The sequence below is a fragment of the Sulfitobacter sp. DSM 110093 genome, from assembly GCF_022788715.1.
In the GTDB taxonomy this organism is placed as follows: Bacteria; Pseudomonadota; Alphaproteobacteria; order Rhodobacterales; family Rhodobacteraceae; genus Sulfitobacter.
Window position 1 is genome coordinate 3024642 of the sequence record NZ_CP085167.1, and the last position, 24577, is coordinate 3049218.

A 24577-nucleotide genomic window follows, 5' to 3' on the forward strand; every position below is an offset into this window, starting at 1 on the left:
CTGTCGGCGCGGCCTCAGCCCGCCGCCCCCATCAATGTGGTGTGAATGTCCATCGCGGCATCGCGGCCCTCAGCCACGGCAGTCACGGTCAGATCATCGCCGCCGCTGGCGCAGTCACCGCCTGCCCAAACACGATCAAGGCTGGTACGCCCGGTGCCATCAACCTTGATCTTGCGCCCGTCAAGATCGGGAAGCCCGTCGCCCAACAGCGTCTGACCGATGGCCTTGAACACCTGATCCGCCTGCAGACGCAGGGTCTGGCCGGTGCCCTTCATCGCCTCATCGACATATTCAAATTCAATCTCGCGCACCGAGCCATTGCCATGCACCGCGATCGGCACCGCATGAGTCACGATCCGCACCCCTTTGGAAGCCGCGAGGTCTTGCTCGAACACACTCGCGTTCATCCGGTCGCGACCACGGCGATAGACCAGCGTCACATTTAACGCACCCAGCAGCTTCGCCTGCACCGCAGCGTCCACCGCCGTCATGCCGCCGCCGATGACCACCACGTCGCGGCCAATCGGCACGCCTGACATGTCGCCCGACTGGCGCAGCTCCGAGATGAAATCGACCGCATTGGCGACCCCGGCCTTATCCTCGCCTTCGGCCCCAAGCGCATTGACGCCTACCAACCCCATGCCAAGGAAAACCGCGTCATAGTCGGTCTTCAATTCCTCAAGCGTGACATCACGCCCCACGGCGACCTCATGGCGGAAGGTGATACCGCCGATCTGCATCAGCCAATCCACCTCAGCCTGTGCAAAGCCATTCGGCGTTTTGTAGGCCGCGATGCCATATTCGTTGAGCCCGCCGGGCTTGGGCCGCGCGTCGATGATCTCAACGTCGTGGCCAAGCATTGCGAGACGGTGCGCACAGGACAGACCCGCTGGCCCCGCGCCCACAACGGCGATGCGTTTGCCTGTGGCCGCTGCCCGCTCGAATGGATGCACGCCCTGCGCCATCAAATGATCCGTGGCATAACGCTGCAATTGGCCAATCAGCACCGGCTTGCCCTCGGCCACCTCGCGCACACAGACCTCCTCGCAGAGGGTCTCTGTCGGGCAGACCCGCGCGCACATGCCGCCAAGGATGTTCTGGCTCAGGATCGTCTTGGCCGCAGCATCCGGCGTGCCTGTGGCGATCTGGCGGATAAACAGCGGGATGTCGATATCGGTCGGACAGGCCGTCATGCAGGGCGCGTCGTGGCAGAAGTAACAGCGATCCGCCGCGACCAACGCTTCATGCTCATCCAAAGGCGGATGCAGGTCCGAAAACCCCTCGTTGTAGTTCTGCGGCGCCAGCCGCCCCGGAACAATCCCCGGCTCAAAGACATCATGTGCCATATCAAAATCCCTGTCGTTTTCTTGGTGTTTTAAAAATGCTCACATGGAATCATTTTTTTATCAACTGGTAAATTTTTGAAAATGAGCCTTACTGCACAAACCCCGCAGCACTGCCAGTTTTGTAACAGGCAGATGATATTTCATGGGCGCTTCCTTGCTCGGAGCCTATGCGCCCGTAAAAATCCTTGATTTTAAAAACAGGGGTTCCAATATCACAACTGCGACGCGAAGACTTTTCGACCCGGCTGCCCTAAGGCTCCAGCGATCACGAATTCGACCGAGCCGCGCTGCCGCATGTTGCGGGCAGATCACAGAGAGGGAGACACGGGTCATGGCTACTGGCACCGTAAAATGGTTCAACACGACAAAAGGCTACGGCTTTATCGCGCCCGATAACGGCGGCAAAGACATTTTTGTTCATATTTCCGCCGTTGAGCGCGCAGGCCTCACCGGGCTGGCCGACAATCAAAAGGTTACCTTTGATGTCGAAGCAGGCCGCGATGGCCGCGAAAGCGCGAGCAATATCGCGCTGGCCTGAACGGGCCACTGTTTAGGGTTGAAACGGACGCTGCGGCGTCCGTTTTTTGTTAGTGCTTATCGGCGACTTGCTCGGCAAGCTTGGCGACCGAGGGACCGATGTCCTTTACGATCAACGCCACACCTTCGGCATTGGGGTGGATGCCATCGACTTGGAAATACCGGCGGATCGTCTCACTTCGCGCCGACGCCGCCCCCGCTTCCTCAGCAAGAAGCCCGTTAAAGAAGTCGGGGTAAAACAGTGTCTCATGCTCTTCGGCCAATTTAGGGTACAGCCCTTCGAAATCCGCTTTGTACTGCGCCCCGTAGTTCCCCGGTGCCGACATGCCGACAAGCAGCACGTCCACATCGACACCTTTCGCCGCAGTCAGGATGCTGTCGATATTGCCCCGCGCCTGCGCCGGGTCCAGCCCGCGCAGCATGTCGTTGCCGCCCAGCGTCACGATCATCGCGTCAACCTCGGGCGTCAGAGTCCAATCAACCCGTGCAAGGCCGCCCGCCGTCGTGTCGCCCGAAACGCCCGCGTTCACGATCGTCGCGTCGACACCTTCGGCGTCCAGCCATGCCTGTAATTGCGGCACGAAACCTTCCTCGGCAGGCAGGCCATAGCCTTGGGTCAGGCTATCGCCAAGGGCGGCGATCACAACCTCCTCGGCCTGTGCGGCGCTGCCTAAAATAAAGGCAAAACAGATCAATACCTTGCGCATCCTCCACGGACCTCCATATCCAACTGATACTCAGAACAAAGGCGGCCTGATGAGCAACCCTGTCTATGACCTTCAAGATGTCACGCTGAGCCTCAAGGGCAATGCCGGAACCGTCGATATCCTGCGCGGCATTTCGCTGCAGGTCCAGCAGGGCGAGAGCATTGCGCTAACCGGGGCGTCCGGATCGGGCAAATCCTCGCTGCTGATGGTCATGGGCGGGTTGGAGCGTGCCACGGACGGCAAGGTTATGGCCCTCGGCCATGATCTCAGCGCGTTGCGTGAAGATGGTTTGGCCCAGTTTCGGCAAGGCCGCATGGGGATCGTCTTTCAGTCTTTTCACCTGATCCCGACCATGACCGCGCTGGAAAATGTCGCCACCCCGCTTGAGCTTTCAGGGGCGGAGGACGCCTTTGACCGCGCCCGCACCGAGTTGGAGGCCGTCGGTCTTGGCCACCGGATTGATCAATACCCCGCCCAGATGTCAGGCGGCGAACAACAACGCGTGGCCCTCGCCCGCGCCGCCGCCCCGCGCCCGGCGATCCTGCTGGCGGATGAGCCGACAGGCAGCCTCGACAGCCGCAATGGGGCCGCGATCATGGACCTGCTGTTTGAGCTACGCGACCGCCATGGCGCGACGCTGGTGCTAGTTACCCATGCCGATGATCTGGCCAGACGCTGCGACCGAGTCGTGCAATTGGCCGACGGGCGTCTCGCATGAGCCTGTCCCTCGCGGCCCGTTTCGCCCGCCGCGAAATGCGCGGTGGATTGCGTGGCTTTCGCCTACTGCTGGCCTGTCTTGCGCTTGGCGTGGCCGCGCTGGCCGCTGTCGGCTCTGTCCGCGCGGCGATCGAAGCAGGGTTGGAAGCCGAAGGAGCCGCACTTTTGGGCGGCGATGCAGAGCTTGATTTCACCTATCGTTTCGCCAACGCGGATGAGCGTGACTGGATGGCCGCACGGGCGACGCGCGTGTCCGAGATTGTCGAATTCCGTTCAATGGCCGTGAAAGGCCAAGGCGACACATCCGAGCGCGCGCTGACGCAGGTCAAAGCCGTTGATGATCTCTATCCGCTGATTGGGCAGATGGTACTGGACCCCGCCATGCCCCTTGCCGACGCCCTTGCGCGCGACGCCACGGGCCTGCCCGGCGCGGTGATGGAGCGGGCGCTGGCCGACCGCCTCGCACTCGCTCCCGGTGATACTTTCGCTCTTGGTGAGGCAGAATTTACCCTCTCTGCTCTGATCCAACGCGAACCGGATTCCGCCGCCAGCGGCTTTGCCCTTGGCCCGCGCACGCTGGTTCTGCGCGATGCACTCGAAGGGTCGGGGCTGCTGGCTTCTGGTACGCTGTTCAACAGCAAATACCGACTAGAGTTGCCCGACGGCACCGCCCTTGACCCGCTTGAAGCCGAGGCGAAAGAGCGCTTTGCCGATTCCGGGATGCGCTGGACCGATGCCCGCAACGGCGCACCCGGCGTGGCGCGGTTTGTCGAACGGCTCAGCGCGTTTCTGGTGCTGGTGGGGCTTTCTGGGCTGGCGGTTGGAGGCGTCGGTGTGGCCGCCGCTGTGCGTGCCTATCTGCAGCGCAAGACCGCCGTGATCGCCACCTTCCGCGCAATGGGGGCAACGCGGGCGACGATCTTTCAAACCTATTTCATCCAAGTGGGTATACTGGCCGTGATGGGTGTGGCGCTTGGCCTGCTGATCGGCGCAGGACTGCCGTTGCTGCTGTCGCCGCTGATCGAGGCCAGCTTGCCCCTGCCCGCCCGTTTCGCAATCTATCCCATGCCCCTGATCGAAGCCGCGCTCTATGGCCTCCTAACCGCCGCGCTCTTCACCCTTTGGCCGCTTGCCCGCAGCGCTGACGTACGCGCCGCGACCCTGTTCCGCGATGACTGGCAGCGCCAATCGCCCTGGCCTGCTGTGCCCTATCTCATCGCCATTGCCGCGCTTTTAGCGGCGCTGCTGACGCTCGCGGGCTGGTTCAACGGATCATGGTCCCTCACACTTTGGACCCTTGGCGGGCTGGCCGCGACGCTGGCCGTTCTGGCGCTCGCTGCTGCCCTGTTGCGCCTGATTTCCCGCGCCGCGGCCCGACGCGCACGCGGGCATCCGCGGCTGCGGTGGGCGCTGGCCGCGATTGGCGGGCCGGGCGAAGGGGCCACGGCAGTCGTGCTGGCGCTTGGACTGGGGCTGTCCGTGCTCGCCGCCGTGGGCCAGATCGACGGCAACCTCCGCCGCGCGATCTCGGGCAACCTGCCGGATGTGGCGCCCTCTTACTTTTTTGTCGATATCCAGAAGGATCAGATGCCGGGCTATACGGCGCGGCTGGAAGGCGATCCGGCGGTCTCGCGCATCGAAAGCGCGCCGATGCTGCGCGGGGTGATAACCGAGATCAATGGCCGCCCTGCCCGCGAAGTCGCGGGCGATCATTGGGTCGTGCGTGGTGACAGGGGCGTGACCTATGCCGCTCTGCCGGGCGAAGACACGCGGATCACCGAAGGCGAATGGTGGCCCGAAGATTACAACGGCCCGCCGCTCATCAGCTTTGCCGCCGAAGAGGCCGAAGAGATCGGGGTGGAGTTGGGTGACACTCTTACTGTCAACATCCTTGGCCGCGACATCACCGGCACAATCGCCAGCTTTCGCGAGGTCGATTTCTCCACCGCCGGGATCGGTTTTGTCCTGACAATGAATCCCGCTGCCCTCGCAGGCGCGCCGCATAGTTTCATCTCGACCGTCTATGCCGAGCCTGAGGCCGAAGCGGCGATCCTGCGCGACCTTGCCGGCGAGTACCCCAACATCACCGCGATCCGGGTGCGGGACGCCATCGACCGCGTGGCTGCGGTGCTTGCCGGGCTGGCCTCGGCCATCTCCTTTGGCGCACTGGCGACGCTCGCTACCGGCTTCATGGTGCTGATCGGCGCTGCCGCCGCAGGCACCGGCGCGCGCAGCTATGAGGCGGCGCTGCTCAAGACCATGGGCGCATCACGCCGGGCCATCGCCACTAGCTTTGTGCTGCGGGCGGCCTTGCTCGGTCTCTTTGCCGGTGCGGTGGCACTGCTGGCCGGGATCACCGGGGGCTGGGCGGTAAGTCATTATGTCATGGAGACCGATTTCGCCGTGGTCTGGCCCAATGCGCTGATGATCATCGCGGGCGGCGTGTTGGCGACGGTACTGGCGGGCTTGGGCTTTGCGCTAAAGGCGCTGAACGCACGACCTGCGGATATGCTAAGGGCGCAGGAATGATCCCGCGCCCTTTGACTTTCTTAGTGCCCTGATTACTCAGCCGCTTCGGCGTAGTCTTCTAACGGTGGGCAGGTGCAGATCAGGTTGCGGTCGCCATGCACGTTGTCGACGCGGTTGACCGGCGGCCAGTATTTGTCGACGCGGAAGGCACCGGGAGGGAAGCAGCCCTGCTCACGGCTGTAGGGCCGGTCGCCCCATTCCACCACCAGATCTTCGACCGTATGCGGCGCGTTCTTGAGCGGGTTGTTGGCGCGGTCCATGCGGCCCTCTTCGATCTCGCGAATTTCTTCGCGGATCGCCAACATCGCATCGCAGAAGCGGTCAAGCTCGGCCTTGGTCTCCGACTCCGTCGGTTCCACCATCAGCGTGCCCGCGACAGGCCATGACATTGTCGGCGCGTGGAAGCCGCAGTCAACCAGCCGCTTGGCGACATCTTCGTTGGTGATGCCCGCCGTTTCCTCATAGGGGCGCACGTCGATGATGCACTCATGCGCCACCCGACCGCTCGGCCCTTTATAGAGCACGTCATAGGCCCCTTCGAGCCGCTTGGCGATGTAGTTGGCGTTGAGGATCGCCGCGCGGGTCGCCTGTGTCAGCCCGTCCCCGCCCATCATGAGGCAGTAGGACCAAGAGATCGGCAGCAAGGAAGGCGAACCATAAGGTGCCGCCGAAACAGCCGCGCCCTCGTCATTCGGATGACCCGGCAGATGCGGGATCAGGTGCGACTTCACACCAATGGGCCCCATGCCGGGGCCGCCGCCGCCATGCGGGATGCAGAAGGTCTTGTGCAGGTTCAGGTGGCTCACGTCGCCGCCCAGATCGCCGGGGCGCGACAGGCCCACCATCGCGTTCATATTGGCGCCGTCGATATAGACTTGGCCGCCGTGGTCATGGGTGATCTTGGTCACCTCATGCACGGTTTCCTCGAACACGCCGTGGGTCGACGGGTAGGTGATCATGCAACCGGCGAGGTTTTCGCTGTGCTGCTCGGCCTTGGCGCGGAAATCGTCAAGATCGATGTCACCATTGGCGGCGGTCTTGATGACCACGACCTTCCAGCCCACCATCTGCGCGGAAGCCGGGTTGGTGCCATGGGCGCTCATCGGAATAAGGCAAATGTTCCGGTGCCCTTGTCCCTGCTCACGGTGATACGCAGCGATGGTCAAAAGCCCCGCATATTCGCCCTGCGCCCCCGAGTTCGGCTGCATCGAGATCGCGTCATAGCCGGTTATCTCGCACAGCTTGTCCGACAGATCGTCGATCATTTCCTGATAGCCAAGCGCCTGATCGGCGGGCACGAAGGGATGGATCAGCGAGAATTCACGCCACGTCACCGGCATCATCTCAGCCGCCGAGTTCAGCTTCATCGTGCAAGACCCCAGCGGGATCATCGCCCGGTCAAGCGCCAGATCACGGTCCGCAAGGCGGCGCATGTAGCGCATCATCTCGGTCTCGGCCCGGTTCATGTGGAAAATCGGGTGCGTGAGGTAGTCGCTCGTGCGGACCATCGCATCGGGCAGGCGGTACTCAGGCGTAAAATCGTCATCCGCCTGACGAATGCCAAAGGCACGCCAGACCGCTTCGATGGTGTCGGGACGGGTGCGCTCGTCCAGTGTGATGCCAACCTTGGTCCCGCCCACACGGCGCAGGTTGATGCCTTCGTCCACGGCGGATTTCATCACCGCGGCCTGCAAGGGGCCGACCTCAACGGTGACCGTGTCGAAATAGCTCTCGGGCTGCACGTCAAAGCCCGCGGCCTCCAGGCCCTTCGCCAGACGCACTGTCTTGCGGTGGATGCGCTGTGCGATGGCCTTCAAGCCTTCCGGCCCGTGGAACACGGCATACATCGACGCCATCACCGCCAGCAGCGCCTGCGCGGTGCAAACGTTCGAGGTCGCCTTCTCACGCCGGATGTGCTGCTCGCGGGTTTGCAGGGATAGGCGGTAAGCGCGGTTGCCGTGCGCGTCGATCGACACGCCGACGATCCGCCCCGGCATGGCGCGCTTCATCGCGTCTTTGCAGGCCATATACGCCGCGTGCGGGCCGCCATAACCTTCGGGCACGCCAAACCGCTGGGTCGAACCAACAGCAATATCTGCCCCCATCGCGCCCGGCTCTTTCAACAGCGTCAGCGCCAGCGGATCGGCGGTAACGATGCCGATGGCCTTGGCGTTATGCAGCGCGGTCATATGATCGCTAAAGTCGCGCACATGGCCATAGGTGCCGGGGTATTGGAAGATCGCGCCAAAGACCTTGTTGGCTTCCATCTTGTCGGGATCGCCGACGATAATTTCGATGCCCAAAGGCTCGGCGCGCGTTTTCATCACGGCGATGTTCTGTGGATGGCAATCGCGGTCGATAAAGAAGCCCGTGGCTTTGGATTTCGACACGCGCTGCGCCATGGTCATCGCTTCGGCACAGGCTGTCGCTTCGTCCAGCAACGAGGCGTTGGCGATCTCAAGACCGGTCAGGTCGCTGATCATCGTTTGGAAGTTCAACAGCGCTTCCAAACGGCCTTGAGAAATTTCGGGCTGATAGGGCGTGTAGGCGGTGTACCACGCGGGGTTCTCAAGAATATTCCGCTGGATCGCAGGCGGCGTGACGGTGCCGTGATAGCCCTGCCCGATGAGGCTGGTGAGCACCTTGTTCTTGCCAGCAATCGTGCGCATATGCTCCAACACTTCGCGCTCGCTCATCGCCTTGCCGAAATCAAGCGGCTCTTTGGCGCGGATTGCCTTGGGCAGCGTGTCGTCGATCAACGCATCAAGGCTTTCGGCGCCTACGGTGTCGAGCATCTGCGACATTTCGGAAGGGGACGGGCCGATATGACGCCGGTTGGCGAAATCATAGGGCAAATATTCGGTCGGCTTAAAGCTCATATCGGGTTCCTCGTCACGGCGCGGCAGTGGCGCCCCCTGTTTGTGGCGCGCCGCCCAAAGCGGGCGACGCAGGTGATCAGCAGCGCGGCGGTTTAGCCGATGAATTTCTGGTAGGCCGCTTCGTCCATGAAGTCGTCCATTTGGCTCGCGTCAGAGACCTTCATCTTGAAGAACCACGCCTCGCCCTGCGGGTCGTCGTTGACCATGCTAGGGTTGTCCGTGAGCGTGCTGTTCACCTCGGTGATTTCACCATCGATAGGGGCGAGGATATCCGACGCCGCCTTGACAGATTCGATCACCACAACCTCGTCATCCTTGCTGACGGTGGTGCCTTCGTCGGGCAGCTCCACGAATACCACGTCGCCAAGCTGCTCGGCGGCATGAGTGGTGATGCCTACGACCACTTCGTCACCCTCGACGCGCAGCCATTCATGTTCTTCGGTAAATTTCATGTTGGATTTCCCTGTGTAGATTCAGCGTTTGAAGTTCGCCGCAACGAACGGCATTTTCGTGACAGTCAATGGCAAGCGCTTGCCGCGTACCTCGCCCCAAAGCGGCGTGTCGACCTTCGCATGCTCGGCAGTGACATAGCCCATGGCAACCGGCCCGCCAACCGTCGGACCAAAGCCGCCAGAGGTCACCGTGCCAACCTCATTGCCGCCCTCGGCAGCATCGAAAATCGCCACACCTTCGCGCATCGGCGCCCGACCTTCGGGCAGCAGCCCCACGCGTTTGCGGGGCGCACCGTCAGCGAGCTGTTGCAAAATCACACCCGCACCCGGGAAACCGCCCGCGCGCTCACCATCATTGCGGCGCACCTTCTGAATTGCCCAGTTCAACGCCGCCTCAACAGGCGTAGTCGTGGTGTCGATGTCATGCCCATAGAGGCACAACCCGCCTTCCAACCGCAGACTGTCACGCGCGCCCAGACCGATAGGCTCGACCTCCTTCAGCGCCAACAGCTTACGCGCCAGCGCCTCCGCGTCATCATTGGCAACCGAGATTTCATAGCCATCTTCGCCGGTATAACCCGAACGGGAAATCGTGACCTTGATCCCGTCAATGTCGACGCCCTGCGCCACATCCATAAATTTCATATCGGCGACAGCGGGCTGCAACCGCGCCAGCGCGGCCTCGGCTTGCGGCCCTTGCAGAGCCAGCAACGCACGGTCATTCAACACCTCAATCTCGCAGGTCTCTGAAAGCGCTGATTTCATCAACGCAATATCGTCATCCTTGCAACCCGCATTGACCACGACAAAAAGATGATCGCCCAGATTGGCCAACATCAGATCGTCCAAAATACCGCCGGTGGCATCCGTGAACATCGCATAGCGCTGGCGCATTTCGCCCAAGCCCAGCACATCGACCGGCACCAGCGTCTCCATCGCCAAGCCCACATCTTCATAGCTGCCAGATTTGGCCCGCAGCGCGACCTGCCCCATGTGGCTCACATCAAACAGCCCGGCGGCGGCGCGGGTGTGCAGATGCTCCTTCATCACACCAAGGGGGTATTGCACGGGCATCGAATAGCCCGCAAAGGGCACCATCTTGGCCCCTAGTTCCACATGCAAATCATGCAATGCCGTCTGCTTGAGATCGCTCATCCGGTTCGCCTTTCCTGTCGCTTCCGGATGACCTTTTGACCACGCCGGCACCTTAGCGCCGCTAATGCCGCGCATGATGCCCCCTCTGTCCTTCCGCCTGAGATCGTTATCCCTTCGGCGGGCGCATCCGCGCCTCTCTCCAGAGTCTTTGGTCACGTCGCGGTCCTGGGGCCTGAGAGTTTCCGGGGCGGTTGCTCCTTCGGCACCGGTGTTAACCGATTCTCCCGTGACGATTGCGCCTTTCGTATGCCGCCGCATACCTCTGCGTCAAGCATGCTTGTGGCCGGATACGACACATGTTTTGGTGCACGCGACAAATACAGGACCTTTCGCGCATGACCCCCTATTTTTTCGGCTACGGCAGCCTCGTGAATCGCAATACCCACGCCTACCCCGATGCCCGGCCTGCCCGGCTTGACGGCTGGCGGCGCAAATGGGTCCGCGCCGAAGGGCGCGACATCGTCTACCTCTCCGTGGTGCAAGATCAAAGCACCCGGATCGACGGTCTCATCGCCGCCGTGCCGGGCGCGGATTGGGCGGCGCTGGACCAGCGTGAATACAGCTACGAACGCCACGCCTCAGGCGGTGCCGTGATCCATGATATGGTCCCTGCACCCGACATCGCCCATTACGCCATCCCGCTGGAAATCGCGGTCGACCACGGCGATCACGTCATCCTGCTAAGCTATCTTGATGTTGTGGTCCAAGGCTTCCTACGCGAGTTCGGCACCGATGGCGCCACGCGCTTCTTTGACACCACCGAAGGCTGGGACACGCCCATTCTGGACGACCGCGCAGCGCCCCTCTACCCGCGCCACCAGACCCTAACGCCAGAAGAAACGGCCGTCGTCGATCACCACATCGACCGCTTGTCGCTACAGGTGAAATCGCGCGACGAAGTCCCCTTCACAAAGAAGAACTTCTAACCGCTCTAATTCATCCTTTTTCAAATACCCGCGGGGGTCCGGGGGCAGCGCCCCCGAATGCCCTCAGCCCACCTCAGCCGCGTGCTTTGACGGTCTGGAGCAACGGTAGAACCTGCGCCATCTCTGGCCCGTGTTCCTGCCCCGTCAGCGCCAAACGCAGGGGCCGGAACAACCCACGCCCCTTGCGCCCGGTGGCCTCCTTGACCGCAGCGGTCCAGTTTGACCACGTGTGCTCGTCAAAGGGCATCTCCGGCAGCAGCAGCATGGCCTGAGCCACGAATTCGCGGTCTTCCTCGGCAATCACCGGCTCGGCCCCGTCGCGGAACATGGCCCACCACGGACCCAAATCCTTCAGCGTCGAGATATTCTCGCGCGTGACCGCCCAGAACTGCGCGGCTTTGTCTTCCGGCACGCCAAGGGCGATGATGTCGCCTTTCACGGCCTCAAGCGGCAGTTGCTGCAGGTAGCGCCCGGTCAGCGGGAACAGATCCTGCACATCAAACTTGGTCGGCGCCGAGCCGAAGCGGTTGATGTCGAAACCCTCGATCAACTCCGCCATATCCGTGCGCAGCTCCACCGGATCAGAGGACCCCAACCGCGCCATCAGGCTCAACAGCGCAAAGGGCTGAACCCCCTGCTCGCGCAGATCACGCAGGGCCAGCGTGCCAAGGCGTTTGCTCAGCGCCTCGCCCTGCGGGCCGGTGAGCAGCGAGTGGTGCGCGAACGAGGGCACCGCCCCATTGCCGAGCGCCTGCATGATCTGGATCTGGGTCGCGGTGTTGGTCACATGGTCCGACCCGCGCACCACATGGGTCACGCCCATCTCGGTGTCGTCCACGACGCTCGCCAAGGTATAAAGGATCTGCCCATCGCCACGGATCAGTACGGGGTCACTAACCGAAGCCGCGTCGATTGAGATATCGCCCAAGATACCGTCATCCCATTCGATCCGCTGGTGATCGAGCTTGAACCGCCAAACACCATCGCCACGCTCGGCGCGCAGCGCGGCTTTCTCATCGTCGGAGAGGTTCAGCGCGGCGCGGTCATAGACCGGCGGCTTGCCCATGTTGAGCTGTTTCTTGCGCTTGAGGTCCAGCTCTGTCGGCGTCTCGAACGCCTCGTAGAAACGGCCCTTTTCGCGCAGGTCCTCGGCGGCGGCGTGGTAGCGGTCCAACCGTTCGGACTGGCGCTCGACCCGGTCCCATTCCAGCCCCAGCCACTCAAGGTCTTGCTTGATGCCGTCGACATACTCTTCGCGGCTGCGCTCGGGATCGGTGTCGTCAATGCGCAGGATAAAAGTGCCGCCTGCCTTGCGCGCGATGAGGTAGTTCATCAGCGCGGTGCGCAGGTTGCCCACGTGGATATAGCCAGTGGGGGACGGGGCGAAACGGGTGACGGTGGGGTTGGACATCTGGCGTACTCCTGTTGCGCGCGGGCTTGCCACAGGGCGCGGGCGTTGTCCAGCAAAGGCGGGGGTCAGCCGCCGTCTGCTGCTGTTGCGTTTTGGGCTGGGGTGACCGCTGTGCTCTCATCTTCTGCACTCTCTTCCGGCGCGTCATCCGCTGGCACGGCCTCGGCAGCAGGCTCAGTGACTTGCGCATCTGCCGACGGTTCTTCGGACGTACCATCGCTCAACGCGCCGTTCTCCCAATCGCCCGAGGCTTCTTCACCGCTGGCATAGCGCATGGTGCCGTTGCCCTGCCGTTTGCCTGCTTTAAAGGTGCCTTCATAGACATCGCCATTGGCATAGGTCGCCACGCCCTGCCCTTCGATCTCGCCCTCGGTCCAATCGCCTTCGTAGACAAAGCCGCTGGCCATAGTGATCTTGCCCTGACCGTGGCGCTGGCCGTCGGCGAATGCGCCCTCATAGACAGTGCCATCGGGATAAGTCGCCTTGCCCTGACCATGGCGCTGACCGTCCTGCCAGCCCCCCTCATAGCGGTAGCCGTCGGCATAGGTCATCACCCCTTGGCCATGGTTGCGGGCGTCTTTGAATTCGCCCTCATAGACCACGCCGTTGGTATAGGTCGCGATGCCTTCGCCTTCGATCACGCCTGCCAGCCAAGCGCCTTCATAGGTCGATCCATCGGGATAGGTGATCTTGCCCATGCCATCGGCCAAATCATTGCGGAAGGTGCCAACGTAAACCGATCCGTCGGGATAGGTCACTTGACCCTCCCCCTCGATCTGCCCAGCGACCCAAGAGCCGGTGTAGACATAGCCATCGGTGCCGGTGAAGGTGCCCTGCCCATCGCGGCGGTCATCCTTAAAGTCGCCTTCATAGGTGTCGCCGTTTTCATAGGTGACCTTGCCCTTGCCCTCACGGCGGCCCGCGACCAGCGTGCCTTCGTAGATATCGCCGTTGGGCTGGGTCAGCGTCCCGGTCCCGTCGATCTGGCCGTCTTTCCACAGGCCCACATAGACCAACCCGTCGGGCATGGTCAGCGTGCCCTCGCCACTGCGCTTGCCGCCTTCGATCTCGCCTTCATAGACCGCGCCATCGGGGTAGGTGATCGTGCCGACGCCCTGTTTGACGCCATCGACCCAATCGCCTTTGTATTCATAGCCACCGGGGCTTTGCATCACGCCCTTGCCGTGGTGTTTGGCATTGCGGAACGCGCCCTCATAGCGCACGCCATTGGCGTAGATCGCCACGCCTTGCCCCATGATCGCGCCCGCTTCCCACTCGCCCTCATAGGTGCCGCCATCGGCAAAGGTGATCTTGCCCAGACCTTCGGGTTTGCCCTTGGCAAAGTTACCCTCATAGACCGACCCATTGGGGAAGCGCGCGACGCCTTCGCCCTTGATCTCGCCTTCAACCCATTCGCCGGAATATTCATAGCCGTTGGGCAGCTTATAGGTGCCGGTGCCATGCTGAAGGCCGCCTTGAAACGTGCCCTCATAAATGCCGCCGTCGTCATATTCCTTGGTCAGCACCTGCCCGTCCTGCGCCGCAAGCGGTGTGGCCAGAAGAGCGATCAGACAGAGGGGCAGGCTGCGGTGCAACATGGGCGGAAATTCCCGATCTCGTTAAGTGTCATTTGCCCTGAGGTTACGGGTGATAGGAAGCAGAGGCAACGTGTTTGCAAGACGGGCACGCCGGTTTCGGCCGATCCAGCCCGGCGCATGCGCTGCGGCACACAGGCGCACAGGGGTTTCGCCACTGCGCCGATCTGCTACATCCGACAAACGCCAGCCAGCCCGGAGCCATGCTATGACAGACCGCTTTCGCCTCACCCTTGGGCAATTAAACCCGACTGTCGGTGATTTGTCGGGAAATGCGGCACTGGCACGCAAAACGTGGGAAGCTGGCCGCGACGCAGGTGCGCAGATGGTCGCTCTGCCTGAGTTGTTCCTGACCGGGCATGATGCCGAAAGGCTGCATCACAACCCTGCCTTTCAACGTGATGTACTGGCTCATTTGAAAACGCTTGCCGAGCACTGCGCAGATGGCCCTGCACTGGCACTCGGCGCACCGTGGGTCGAGGGCACGCAGGTCTATAACGCCTACCTGATTTTGCAGGACGGCAAGATCGCCCAGCGGGTGCTTCAACACAGCCTCGCGCCACGCTCTCACTTCGACGCTGGCCCGATCAGCGGCCCCTATGTGGTGGACGGGCTGCGCATCGGCTCTCCTATCGGCGCGGATGGCTGGGAAAGCGATGTGGCCGAAACACAGGCCGAGACCGGGGCCGAGTTCCTTTTGATCCCAAATGCCGCACCCCATCTACGCGGTGCGATGGACCGGCGGCTAAACCATATGGTCGCGCGGGTGATTGAGACTGAGCTGCCGCTGATCTACCTCAATATGACCGGCGGACAGGAAGAGCAGGTGTTTGATGGTGCTTCATTCGCGCTGAACCCCGGCGGCAGGCTGGCGCTGCAACTGCCCGCATTCGACGACGCCATCGCCCATGTCGACTTAGAGCGTGGGACGGACGGCTGGAAAATCGCGGCAGGCACTCTCGCGCCTCAACCAGAAGCGCCTGAACGAGACTACCGCGCGATGGTCGTGGGCCTGCGGGACCATGTTGCGAAAACGGGCGCCACTCAGGTGTTTATCGAACAGGCCGAAGGGAATGATGCCGCGCTGGCAACGGCCATTGCGCTGGATGCTTTGGGGCCAGAGAATGTTCGCCGGATTGCGATCCCTGAGGAGGGGCGCGTGCATTCCGCGCTGCACGACAATCTGGCCGCGCTTGGGGCAGAGGTAAGCACAGATGCTTTCGCGCCCCGCCTACGCGGTATGATGCTGCACGTCTTGGCGGATGATGCCGGGGCACTGTTGATCACTCCACAGAATAAGACCGTCGCAACGATGGGGGCCGCGCCGGTCCCGAGGGGCGATTTCAATCCTGTCAAAGACCTATACCAGACCGAGGTTCAGGCGCTTTGTCACTGGCGCAATGAGACCCACCGCGATTGGATGCAAGGGCCCGCAGATGCAGCACTGCCTGTGTTGAAGCTCATCCCAAAAGATAGCGCTTTGGACGGCATCCTGCGGATTCTTTTGGATGATAACGGCAGCGTACATGATTGCGTGGCGGCCGGTTACGAAGGGCAGACCGCAGAAGAGGTCGCAGCGCAAATTGCCACCCGTCCGTCACAGAATAACCGGTCCGCCCCCGGCCCCCGGCTCACGGCAGTGCGTGCGCCCTTTTGGAAAGCCTAGCATTGCCACCCGTCTGGCGACCGACGGAAATATCCTGTTGGAACGTTCAAGAAGGACTGAACAACAAGGATGGACCCAATGCAGACCTTCATAAAACGATGCATGACTATTTTTGCTTTGACGATCACCGCGATGACCGCCCTGCCGCAAACGGCCGTGGCGGAAAGAGTAGTCGTTCAAGAAAACAACGGTCACAACGCCAAGACAAAGACGGTAAAGCAAAACGATAAGGTGAAGGTGGAGAAGCAAAACCATAAGGCCAAAGCTTCAAAGCAAAGCCGCAAGGCCAAGGTGGTGAAACACAATGCCAAGAAGGTCACGAAGCGGCACCATCAACATGATATCGGTCACCATTTCAGCAAAAAAGAAGTAGTCGTTATCAACAACTGGCGCACACGGGGCCTCCCCCAACCTCGCCGCGACGAAGTTTACATCGCGCATGGCGACAGCATTTACCTCGCCGCGGCGGCAACGCTTTTGGTCAAGGCACTGATTGACTAAGGCGTAAAGACATCAGTACCACCGCCGCCGTCTCTGCGTCATACGCGTTTAGTCCGATAGGATGGCTGTGCGCGATCTCATAAGCCCGGAGAGTGATCTCCGGGCCTTTTCTTTGTCCGAAAACTAGGGCTAGCATGGGGCAGCAACCGCCGGGAGCCACCATGATCGCCGTCATTTTCGAAGTCTTCCCCCACCCCGACCGCCGTGCGGAATACCTCGATATTGCGGCCAAGATGCGCCCTCTCTTGGAGGAGGTCGACGGCTTTATCTCTGTCGAGCGTTTCCAGAGCCTGGCCAACCCCGAAAAGCTGCTGTCGCTTTCGTTCTTTCGTGATGAAGAGGCAGTGCAGAACTGGCGCAAGCTGACCGCGCATCGCGGCGCGCAGGCGGCAGGGCGCGCGGGGATCTTTACCGACTATCACCTGCGCATTGCCCATGTGATCCGTGACTATGGCATGTTCGACCGCACCGAGGCGCCACAGGACAGTCAAGATATCCATCCGCCACGGCCCACTCCCGAAGGCTGACCGGGCCTAGACCGTCTCCCCGGCCTCTAACCGCTGCAACCAGTTGCCCGCATCGCGCAAGATCGCCTCACGACGGTCCGCATCCATGCGGCCCCATGTCGCGTACATATTTCTCATCCGCGCATTGCCCTGAAACCGCTCACGGTGACGGTCAAGGAAGTGCCAATAAAGCAGGTTGAACGGGCAGGCTTTCTCGCCCGCCTTCGCGCTGACGCTATAGCTGCACCCTTTGCAATAGTCCGACATCCGGTTGATGTAAGCTCCCGACGAAACATAGGGTTTCGAGGCTATCACCCCGCCATCGGCAAACTGGCTCATCCCCACGGTATTAGGCGCTTCGACCCATTCATAGGCATCCGCGTAGACCTCTAGATACCATTCATGCACCTGATGCGGATCAATCCCAGCCAGCAGGGCAAAATTTCCCGTCACCATCAGCCGCTGAATGTGATGCGCATAGGCGTATTTCTGCGTTTGCCCGATGGCTTGCCGAAGACAATTCATCTGCGTGTCGGCACCCCAGTAAAAGGCAGGCAAGTCGCGGTCATGGCGCAGCACGTTGCGCGCCACATACCCCGGCCCTTCAAGGAAATAGATGCCCCGCACATATTCCCGCCAACCTAGGATCTGGCGAATGAACCCTTCGGCGGCGTTGATTGGCACGTCGCCCTCCAGCCATGCTTGTTCCGCGGCCCGGCAGACCTCCATCGGGTCCAACAAGCCGAGGTTAAGGTAAGGGGAGATCAGCGCGTGAAAGAGATAGGGCTGATCCTGCAACATCGCGTCTTGGTAATCGCCAAACTGTGGCAGGGCGCGGGCGATGAAATGCGACAAGACTTGCAGGGCCTCCTCGCGCGTTGTGGCAAAGTCATAGGGGTGGAGATCACCGAAATTGTCCCCAAAGCGGGCCTCAACAAGGTCCAGCACCGCTTGAGTCTCAGCATCCGGCGCAAAGCTGAGCGGCTCGGGGACGTCCAGCCCCTCTTTCGGTGGTTTGCGGTTGTCGTGGTCAAAGTTCCACTTGCCACCTGCTGGATCGTCGCCCTCCATCAACAGGCCGGTCTCGCGGCGCATCTCGCGGTAGAAATACTCCATCCGCAGCGCTTTGCGCCCCTCGGCCCAATCTTCGAACCGTTTGCGGCTGGCGATGAAACGGTCGTCTGGCAAAAGGCGGGTGGGGATCGGCGCATGGGTCAGCTTGCTGATCAGACGCCACTCCCCCGGTTCCGTCACGATCACCTCATCCGCACCGGTTTCTTCTGCGCGGCGCAGCAGTTCTCCAACGATAGAGCCTGCGTTCTCAGGGTCGTCCAGCCGGGTGTAGCGGAGGGTCCAGCCGTCATTCTCCAGCGTGCGGGAAAATTTGCGCATGGCAGCAAAGATCAGCGCGATCTTCTTGGGGTGGTGGCGCACATATTCAGCCTCTTGCGCCACTTCGGCCATGACCACCACATCGCGCGCCTTGTCGGCCTCGCGTAGCGATGACAGGTTGAGGGAGAGTTGATCGCCCAGAACCAAGATCAAACGGCTCACCACGGCACCGCCTTTCCGGCCCAATCGAAGAACCCGCCGCTATTGTCCGGGGTCAGCTCGTCGATCACCCGCAGCAGATTGTCCGCAGCCTCCCCCGGCGGCACCGCCGGATGGCGGCCCAGATATTTCTCGGTAAAGGGTGTCTCAACCGTGCCGGGGTGCAGCGCCACGCACATGCTTTGCGGATGGCTGCGGCTGAGTTCAATCGCGGCGGTATGGACGATCTGGTTCACCGCCGCCTTGGCGCTGCGGTAGCTGATCCAGCCGCCCAAACGGTTGTCCCCGATAGAGCCGACCCGCGCCGAAAGCACAGCAAAGACAGCCCGACGGTCGCGCGGCAACAGCTTGGCCGCGTGGCGCAATATGAGGGCCGGGCCAACCGCGTTCAGGGCAAATTGGTCCATCATCGCCTTTTGGGAGATTGCCTTGATGGATTTCTCTGGGGTAGAGCCGTCAATCTCCAAAGCGCCTGTGGCGACGATCACCGCGTCGAAAGGGCCGGTAAGCCCCTCCAGCGCCGCATTCACCGAAGCCTCATCCCTAAGGTCCAGCCCATCGTGGGCGCGAGAGAGCGCCGTTACCTCATCCCCGCGCGCCCGCAAGGTGTCGCTCAGCGCCGCGCCGATCCCGCCGCTGGCCCCGATCACAAGCACCCGCGCGCTCACGCTGTCGCCTCCCGTGGTATCGCTTGTCGCTGCATCCGCATCTCCCTTTATCATAGGCAGATAGGTGGTGCAGTCGCGTGGGCAAACAAAACCCTCAACACCCCCTTTTCATTTGAAAAGACCGGCGTATAACTATCCGCATGACACAGGCCGTCCATATCCCGACCCTGCCGCGCTACTGCGCGGGCCTGCTGCGCGCCAACTTGCTGCACCTAATTCGCCTCTGAGCGTGCCCTTCGGCGCGCCCGCTCAGAGGGATGTGTTGCGCGCCAAGGATACCAGCAAAGAAAGAACCCAGGATGACCGATATGACGAAACAGGACCGTGTGTTGATTTTTGACACCACCTTGCGGGATGGCGAACAATCCCCCGGGGCGACGATGACCCATGCCGAAAAGCTGGAGATCGCGCAGCTTTTGGATGAGATGGGCGTCGACATCATCGAAGCAGGTTTTCCCATCGCTTCCGAAGGCGACTTTAACGCGGTGAGCGAGATCGCCCGCCAAAGCCAGAACGCCGTGATCTGTGGCCTTGCCCGCGCGCAATTGGGCGATATCGACCGCTGCTGGGAGGCCGTGAAACACGCCCGCCAGCCGCGCATCCACACCTTCATCGGCACCTCGCCCCTGCACCGCGCCATTCCGAACCTGACCCAGGATGAGATGGCCGACCGCATCCATGAAACAGTGACCCACGCGCGCAACCTCTGCGACAACGTGCAATGGTCGCCGATGGATGCTACACGGACTGAGCTTGATTACCTCTACCGTGTTGTTGAGATCGCCATCAAAGCCGGGGCCACCACGATCAACATCCCCGATACCGTGGGCTATACGGCCCCGCGCGAAAGCGCCGATCTGATCGCCAAACTGCTCGAAAACGTGCCCGGCGCGGATGAGATCATCTTTGCCACCCATTGCCACAACGATCTGGGCATGGCGACGGCCAATAGCCTTGCCGCTGTCGAGGCCGGGGCGCGACAGGTGGAATGCACCATCAACGGTCTGGGCGAACGCGCGGGCAACACGGCGCTCGAAGAGGTCGTCATGGCGCTGAAGGTGCGCAATGACATCATGCCTTATGAGACGCGCATCGACAGCACCAAGATCATGAACATCTCGCGTCGCGTTGCGACGGTCTCGGGCTTTGCAGTGCAGTTCAACAAGGCCATCGTGGGCAAGAACGCCTTTGCCCATGAGAGCGGCATCCATCAAGACGGCATGCTCAAAAACGCCGAAACCTTTGAGATCATGCGCCCCGAGGATGTGGGTCTGACCGAGACCAATATCGTCATGGGCAAACACTCGGGCCGCGCGGCGCTGCGGTCCAAGCTCGAAGACCTCGGGTTTGAACTGGGGGACAACCAGCTTAAGGATGTCTTCGTGCGGTTCAAGGAATTGGCCGACCGTAAAAAGGAAATCTACGAGGATGACCTGATTGCGCTGATGCGCACCGCGACTGACCCCGAAGAGGACCGCATTCGCCTTAAGTCGATGAAGGTCGTTTGCGGCACCGATGGCCCGCAGACCGCCGACATGGTGCTTGAGGTGGATGGCGCAGAGCAGAGCACGAACCAAACGGGCGATGGCCCCGTCGACGCGGCGTTCAACTGCATCAAGGCACTGGTGCCGCACACCGCGCGCTTGCAGCTTTACCAAGTGCATGCGGTCACCGAAGGCACCGACGCGCAGGCGACGGTGTCCGTCCGGATGGAGGAAGAGGGCCGCATCGTGACCGGCCAATCTGCCGATACCGATACTGTAGTGGCGAGTGTGCGGGCCTATATCCACGCGCTGAACCGCCTGCTGGTGCGGCGTGAGAAGGGCGGCACGGACAAGCGTGAGATTAACTACAAAGATGTGAGTTGATGCGGAGGGCGGGGGAAACCCCGCCCTTTTGCCTATAGGGCCATCGCCTGCCCGCGGGTTGGCGATCCAACATTGCCTCGTGCCACTTTATGGTTCAGCGATGATGTGTTTTTGCAATGTGCCACCCAGCCTCACCAAATCGCCTACCCGAGGGGCGGGCAGGCGATGGCCCGGCGCCTGCGGCTTGATTCCGGGCTGGGGTGGCAGTCATCACCGGAAACCCAACGATCAATACGGGTTCTTCGCCCCGCGATCCGCACTCAGCGACGCCTGCCCCCGTTCCACAATCTTGATCACCGCATCCGCCAAATGCTGCCGCTGGATATGATCATCCCCCGCCGCAACCCGCAGCTTATGCGCCTCCAGCATCACCTCGGCATGGCTCGACCCGCGCGGCGGGATGAAGGTGTAGCAGGCCAGTTCAATCAACAGACCCAGCGGATCCTTGAAATAGACAGAATGCATAAAGCCTCGATCCTTCACGCCCGAATGCCCGATGCCCCGCGCCTCTAACCGCTCGGGGATTTGGTCAAACATCGCGCGGTCCACCTCAAAGGCCAGATGATGCACGCAGCCCGGATCCATCGGCGTGCGGTTATGCACCCGCTTGCGGGTCTCATTGGTGAAAATCGTGATCAGCCGCCCATCGCCCGGATCGAAATAGAGATGCCCCTCGTCCGGGTCATCCAAATTGGGCTGGTCAAAGATGAAAGGCATCCCCAAGACCCCCTCCCAGAAGTCGATCGAGCTTTGTCGGTCCGCCCCGGTGAGGGTGATGTGATGCACCCCAAGTGTCTGTATCTTTTGCATGGTATCGCCGACCTCCGCCTGTGCTGTGCCCTAAATATACCGCTCTATGATAGCGCGGCGGCAATATCGCGCCACCTTTGCGGTCTTGCCCCTTTCACCCTGACCCCGTGCGCCCTATAAGAGCCAATAGCCCGCGCGTGGTCCCATGCTGGCGGGCCTGTCCGAATATTTGCAAGGCTCCGCTACTGTTATGTCCATCCTCGATCAATTCCGCGGCCTGTTCTCCTCCGATATGGCGATCGACCTCGGCACCGCGAATACGCTGGTTTACGTCAAGGGTAAGGGCATCGTTCTCAGCGAACCTTCGGTTGTGGCCTATCACGTCAAAGACGGCGTCAAGAAAGTGCTCGCCGTGGGCGAAGACGCCAAGCTGATGCTGGGCCGGACGCCCGGCAGCATTGAGGCAATCCGCCCGATGCGCGAAGGGGTCATTGCCGACTTCGACACCGCCGAGGAAATGATCAAGCACTTCATCCGCAAGGTGCACAAGCGTTCGACCTTTTCCAAACCCAAGATCATCGTCTGCGTGCCGCATGGTGCGACCCCGGTTGAGAAACGCGCGATCCGCCAATCGGTGCTTTCTGCTGGCGCGCGCCGCGCCGGGCTGATTGCGGAGCCTATCGCTGCGGCCATCGGTGCAGGGATGCCAATCACCGACCCAACCGGTAACATGGTCGTCGACATCGGCGGCGGCACCACCGAAGTTGCGGTGCTGTCGCTGGGCGACATCGTTTACGCACGCTCTGTCCGCGTCGGCGGCGACCGGATGGACGAAGGCATCATCAGCTACCTGCGCCGCCAGCAGAACCTGCTGATTGGTGAAACGACTGCCGAGCGGGTCAAGACCTCCATCGGTACGGCACGGATGCCCGACGACGGGCGCGGCACCTCGATGCAGATCCGGGGCCGTGACCTGCTGAATGGCGTGCCAAAAGAAATCGAAGTGACCCAAGCGCAGATCGCCGAGGCGCTGGCCGAACCGGTGCAGCAAATTTGCGAGGCGGTGATGACCGCGCTGGAAACCACCCCACCTGATCTGGCCGCCGACATCGTTGACCGGGGCGTGATGCTGACCGGCGGCGGTGCGCTGCTGGGTGATCTTGATCTGGCGCTGCGTGAACAGACCGGCCTTGCGATCTCAGTCGCGGATGAGCCGCTGAACTGCGTGGCCCTCGGCACCGGCAAGGCGCTGGAATACGAGAAACAGCTGCGCCACGCGATCGACTACGACAGTTAACACTGGCAAGTTAGCCAGACCCGGCACGCGGCGACACCGCCCCGCCTGACCGGGTGGGAGTTTCGGCACAGATGCCCAAAGACCGTTCCAGTTCCAGCGATTTCACCGGCCCCTTGCGCCGGTTGCTGCTGGCTGTGCTGGTGTTGGCGCTGGTCGGAATTTTCCTGCTCTGGCGCATCGACAGCCCCCGCGTTGAACGCTTCCGCGCGCAGGTGACGGATCGTTTCGTGCCGAATCTTGATTGGGCCATGGCCCCGGTGACCGGCACGATCAACCTGCTGCGCGATTTTCAAAGCTACCAACGGCTAAGCGAACAGAACCGCGAGCTGCGCTCGGAATTGCGTCAGATGCAGGCGTGGAAAGAAGCAGCCCTTCAGCTTGAGCAAGAGAACGCCCGCCTGCTGGATCTGAACAACGTCCGGCTCGACCCCCGGCTTACCTTCATCACCGGTACGGTGCTGGCCGACAGCGGATCGCCCTATCGCCAATCGGTACTGCTGAACGTCGGCGCGCGCGATGGGCTGGTCGAGGGTTGGGCGACGATGGACGGCATTGGCCTTGTGGGCCGCATTGCGGGTGTGGGCAAGAACACCGCGCGCGTGATCCTCTTGACCGACGCCTCCAGTCGCATTCCGGCGACCATCCAGCCTTCGGGACAACGCGCCATCGTGGCAGGCGACAACAGCGCCGCGCCGCCGCTCGATTTCATCGAGAACCGTGAATTGGTCCGCCCCGGTGACCGGGTGATCAGCTCGGGCGATGGCGGGGTTTTCCCGGCGGGCATCCTGATTGGCCAAGTTGCCGCAGACCCCGGTGGACGGTTGAGGGTGCGGCTGGCCGCAGATTACGAGCGGCTGGAGTTCCTGCGGGTTCTGCGCCACCACGGCAACGAACAAGTGCCTGATACCGCGCATGTTATCACCTCTGATGGTCCCTTGGCCGAACCGGCGGCCCCCGTGGGGCTAGAACAATGACCGATCTGTCGCGCAGCCGCCTGTGGCTTATGCGCATGGGCTTTGTCGCCTTGGGGTTGGTGATCTTGTTCTTTCACCTGCTGCCGCTAGAGACGACACCGCGCGGCTGGGCCGGGCCGGACCTACTGCTAGGCTTTGCCTGCGCATGGGGGCTGCGGCGACCTGAGTATGTGCCTGCTCTGTTTCTGGCGCTGGTCTTTCTGCTGGCGGACCTACTGCTCCAACGCCCGCCGGGCCTTTGGGCCGTCTTAGCGCTAATCGGGGTTGAGAACCTTAAATCGCGAGGGCGACACCTGCGCGATGCGAGCTTTGCCGCCGAATGGCTGACCGTGGCCATGATTCTAACCATGATCATCTTTGCCAATCGCATCCTTCTGAGTCTCGCTCTTATCCCCACGCCTGCTATGACTCTCAGCCTCACGGAATTGGCACTGACGATACTCGCTTATCCGCTGCTTGTGGCGGTAACACATGGTATCATGGGCGTGCGCAAGACCGCACCGGGCGATCTTGATGCACATGGGAAACGGGTGTGATCGGAG

General features: G+C 61.8%; 21 protein-coding genes and 1 riboswitch. Of the genes, 11 read left to right on the forward strand and 10 right to left on the reverse strand.

What is annotated here, in order from left to right; all coding sequences use genetic code 11:
* Positions 1–14 precede the first annotated feature (14 nt).
* Positions 15–1346: an NAD(P)-dependent oxidoreductase gene (locus DSM110093_RS14720; protein ID WP_243265789.1), complete on the reverse strand. Its 1332-nt coding sequence runs from the start codon at positions 1344–1346 to the stop codon at positions 15–17.
* A gap of 331 nt (positions 1347–1677) precedes the next feature.
* Here DSM110093_RS14720 and DSM110093_RS14725 point away from each other — a divergent pair, with 331 nt between their 5' ends.
* Positions 1678–1884 (forward strand): cold-shock protein, encoded by a 207-nt coding sequence (locus DSM110093_RS14725; RefSeq protein WP_243265790.1) that lies wholly within the window; start codon positions 1678–1680, stop codon positions 1882–1884.
* 49 nt (positions 1885–1933) lie between these two features.
* Here the strand turns inward: DSM110093_RS14725 and DSM110093_RS14730 are convergent, their stop codons facing one another.
* Positions 1934–2590 carry an arylesterase gene (locus tag DSM110093_RS14730; RefSeq protein WP_243265791.1) on the reverse strand — a complete coding sequence of 219 codons (657 nt, stop codon included), beginning with the start codon at positions 2588–2590 and terminating at the stop codon, positions 1934–1936.
* 49 nt (positions 2591–2639) lie between these two features.
* Between DSM110093_RS14730 and DSM110093_RS14735 the strand changes: the two genes are divergently transcribed.
* On the forward strand, positions 2640–3308 hold the full coding sequence (locus tag DSM110093_RS14735; protein ID WP_243265792.1) for an ATP-binding cassette domain-containing protein: 669 nt from the start codon (positions 2640–2642) through the stop codon (positions 3306–3308).
* Positions 3305–5836, forward strand: a complete 2532-nt coding sequence (locus DSM110093_RS14740) for an FtsX-like permease family protein (protein ID WP_243265793.1) — start codon at positions 3305–3307, stop codon at positions 5834–5836. The genes DSM110093_RS14735 and DSM110093_RS14740 overlap by 4 nt, the downstream gene beginning before the upstream one ends.
* A 32-nt stretch (positions 5837–5868) precedes the next feature.
* On the opposite strand, the gene gcvP is transcribed toward DSM110093_RS14740, so the two are convergent.
* The 3 genes from gcvP to gcvT all read right to left on the reverse strand — a co-directional run bounded on the left by gcvP (position 5869) and on the right by gcvT (position 10322).
* A complete protein-coding gene (gene gcvP / locus DSM110093_RS14745) occupies positions 5869–8715 on the reverse strand; it encodes an aminomethyl-transferring glycine dehydrogenase (protein ID WP_243265794.1) in 2847 nt (948 codons plus the stop codon).
* A gap of 92 nt (positions 8716–8807) precedes the next feature.
* Entirely contained in the window at positions 8808–9167 is a 360-nt protein-coding gene (gene gcvH, locus DSM110093_RS14750; protein ID WP_243265795.1) for a glycine cleavage system protein GcvH, read from the reverse strand.
* 21 nt (positions 9168–9188) lie between these two features.
* Positions 9189–10322: a glycine cleavage system aminomethyltransferase GcvT gene (gene gcvT / locus DSM110093_RS14755; protein WP_243265796.1), complete on the reverse strand. Its 1134-nt coding sequence runs from the start codon at positions 10320–10322 to the stop codon at positions 9189–9191.
* Between the two features lie 150 nt (positions 10323–10472).
* A riboswitch (glycine riboswitch) is annotated at positions 10473–10559 on the reverse strand.
* A 98-nt stretch (positions 10560–10657) separates the two neighbouring features.
* On the opposite strand from gcvT, the gene DSM110093_RS14760 reads away from it, so the two are divergent.
* The gene (locus tag DSM110093_RS14760; protein ID WP_243265797.1) at positions 10658–11248 is read left to right on the forward strand and encodes a gamma-glutamylcyclotransferase family protein; all 591 of its coding nucleotides are present in this window, start codon (positions 10658–10660) and stop codon (positions 11246–11248) included.
* A gap of 73 nt (positions 11249–11321) precedes the next feature.
* Here the strand turns inward: DSM110093_RS14760 and gltX are convergent, their stop codons facing one another.
* Together gltX and DSM110093_RS14770 are read right to left on the reverse strand one after the other, a co-directional pair.
* Positions 11322–12659: a glutamate--tRNA ligase gene (gene gltX, locus DSM110093_RS14765; protein WP_243265798.1), complete on the reverse strand. Its 1338-nt coding sequence runs from the start codon at positions 12657–12659 to the stop codon at positions 11322–11324.
* A 65-nt stretch (positions 12660–12724) separates the two neighbouring features.
* Positions 12725–14257 (reverse strand): 2-isopropylmalate synthase, encoded by a 1533-nt coding sequence (locus DSM110093_RS14770; protein ID WP_243265799.1) that lies wholly within the window; start codon positions 14255–14257, stop codon positions 12725–12727.
* A 205-nt stretch (positions 14258–14462) separates the two neighbouring features.
* On the opposite strand from DSM110093_RS14770, the gene DSM110093_RS14775 reads away from it, so the two are divergent.
* The 3 genes from DSM110093_RS14775 to DSM110093_RS14785 all read left to right on the forward strand — a co-directional run bounded on the left by DSM110093_RS14775 (position 14463) and on the right by DSM110093_RS14785 (position 16948).
* On the forward strand, positions 14463–15920 hold the full coding sequence (locus DSM110093_RS14775) for a nitrilase-related carbon-nitrogen hydrolase (RefSeq protein WP_243265800.1): 1458 nt from the start codon (positions 14463–14465) through the stop codon (positions 15918–15920).
* A gap of 78 nt (positions 15921–15998) precedes the next feature.
* Positions 15999–16421, forward strand: a complete 423-nt coding sequence (locus DSM110093_RS14780) for a hypothetical protein (protein WP_243265801.1) — start codon at positions 15999–16001, stop codon at positions 16419–16421.
* A 161-nt stretch (positions 16422–16582) separates the two neighbouring features.
* Complete coding sequence (locus DSM110093_RS14785) at positions 16583–16948, forward strand: antibiotic biosynthesis monooxygenase (protein ID WP_243265802.1); 366 nt, start codon at positions 16583–16585, stop codon at positions 16946–16948.
* A 6-nt stretch (positions 16949–16954) separates the two neighbouring features.
* Here the strand turns inward: DSM110093_RS14785 and DSM110093_RS14790 are convergent, their stop codons facing one another.
* The gene (locus DSM110093_RS14790; RefSeq protein WP_243265803.1) at positions 16955–18481 is read right to left on the reverse strand and encodes a cryptochrome/photolyase family protein; all 1527 of its coding nucleotides are present in this window, start codon (positions 18479–18481) and stop codon (positions 16955–16957) included.
* Complete coding sequence (locus DSM110093_RS14795; protein ID WP_243265804.1) at positions 18478–19146, reverse strand: SDR family NAD(P)-dependent oxidoreductase; 669 nt, start codon at positions 19144–19146, stop codon at positions 18478–18480. The genes DSM110093_RS14790 and DSM110093_RS14795 overlap by 4 nt, the downstream gene beginning before the upstream one ends.
* A 299-nt stretch (positions 19147–19445) precedes the next feature.
* Here DSM110093_RS14795 and DSM110093_RS14800 point away from each other — a divergent pair, with 299 nt between their 5' ends.
* Complete coding sequence (locus tag DSM110093_RS14800; RefSeq protein WP_243265805.1) at positions 19446–21014, forward strand: 2-isopropylmalate synthase; 1569 nt, start codon at positions 19446–19448, stop codon at positions 21012–21014.
* 228 nt (positions 21015–21242) lie between these two features.
* Here DSM110093_RS14800 and DSM110093_RS14805 read toward each other — a convergent pair whose 3' ends face one another.
* Positions 21243–21824: a VOC family protein gene (locus tag DSM110093_RS14805; RefSeq protein WP_243265806.1), complete on the reverse strand. Its 582-nt coding sequence runs from the start codon at positions 21822–21824 to the stop codon at positions 21243–21245.
* A gap of 190 nt (positions 21825–22014) precedes the next feature.
* Here DSM110093_RS14805 and DSM110093_RS14810 point away from each other — a divergent pair, with 190 nt between their 5' ends.
* The 3 genes from DSM110093_RS14810 (at position 22015) to DSM110093_RS14820 (ending at position 24571) form a co-directional block, all read left to right on the forward strand.
* Positions 22015–23061 (forward strand): rod shape-determining protein, encoded by a 1047-nt coding sequence (locus tag DSM110093_RS14810; RefSeq protein WP_040700660.1) that lies wholly within the window; start codon positions 22015–22017, stop codon positions 23059–23061.
* Between the two features lie 71 nt (positions 23062–23132).
* A complete protein-coding gene (mreC, locus tag DSM110093_RS14815; RefSeq protein ID WP_243265807.1) occupies positions 23133–24035 on the forward strand; it encodes a rod shape-determining protein MreC in 903 nt (300 codons plus the stop codon).
* A complete protein-coding gene (locus DSM110093_RS14820) occupies positions 24032–24571 on the forward strand; it encodes a rod shape-determining protein MreD (RefSeq protein WP_243265808.1) in 540 nt (179 codons plus the stop codon). Before mreC ends, DSM110093_RS14820 begins: the two co-directional genes overlap by 4 nt.
* Positions 24572–24577: the final 6 nt, after the last annotated feature.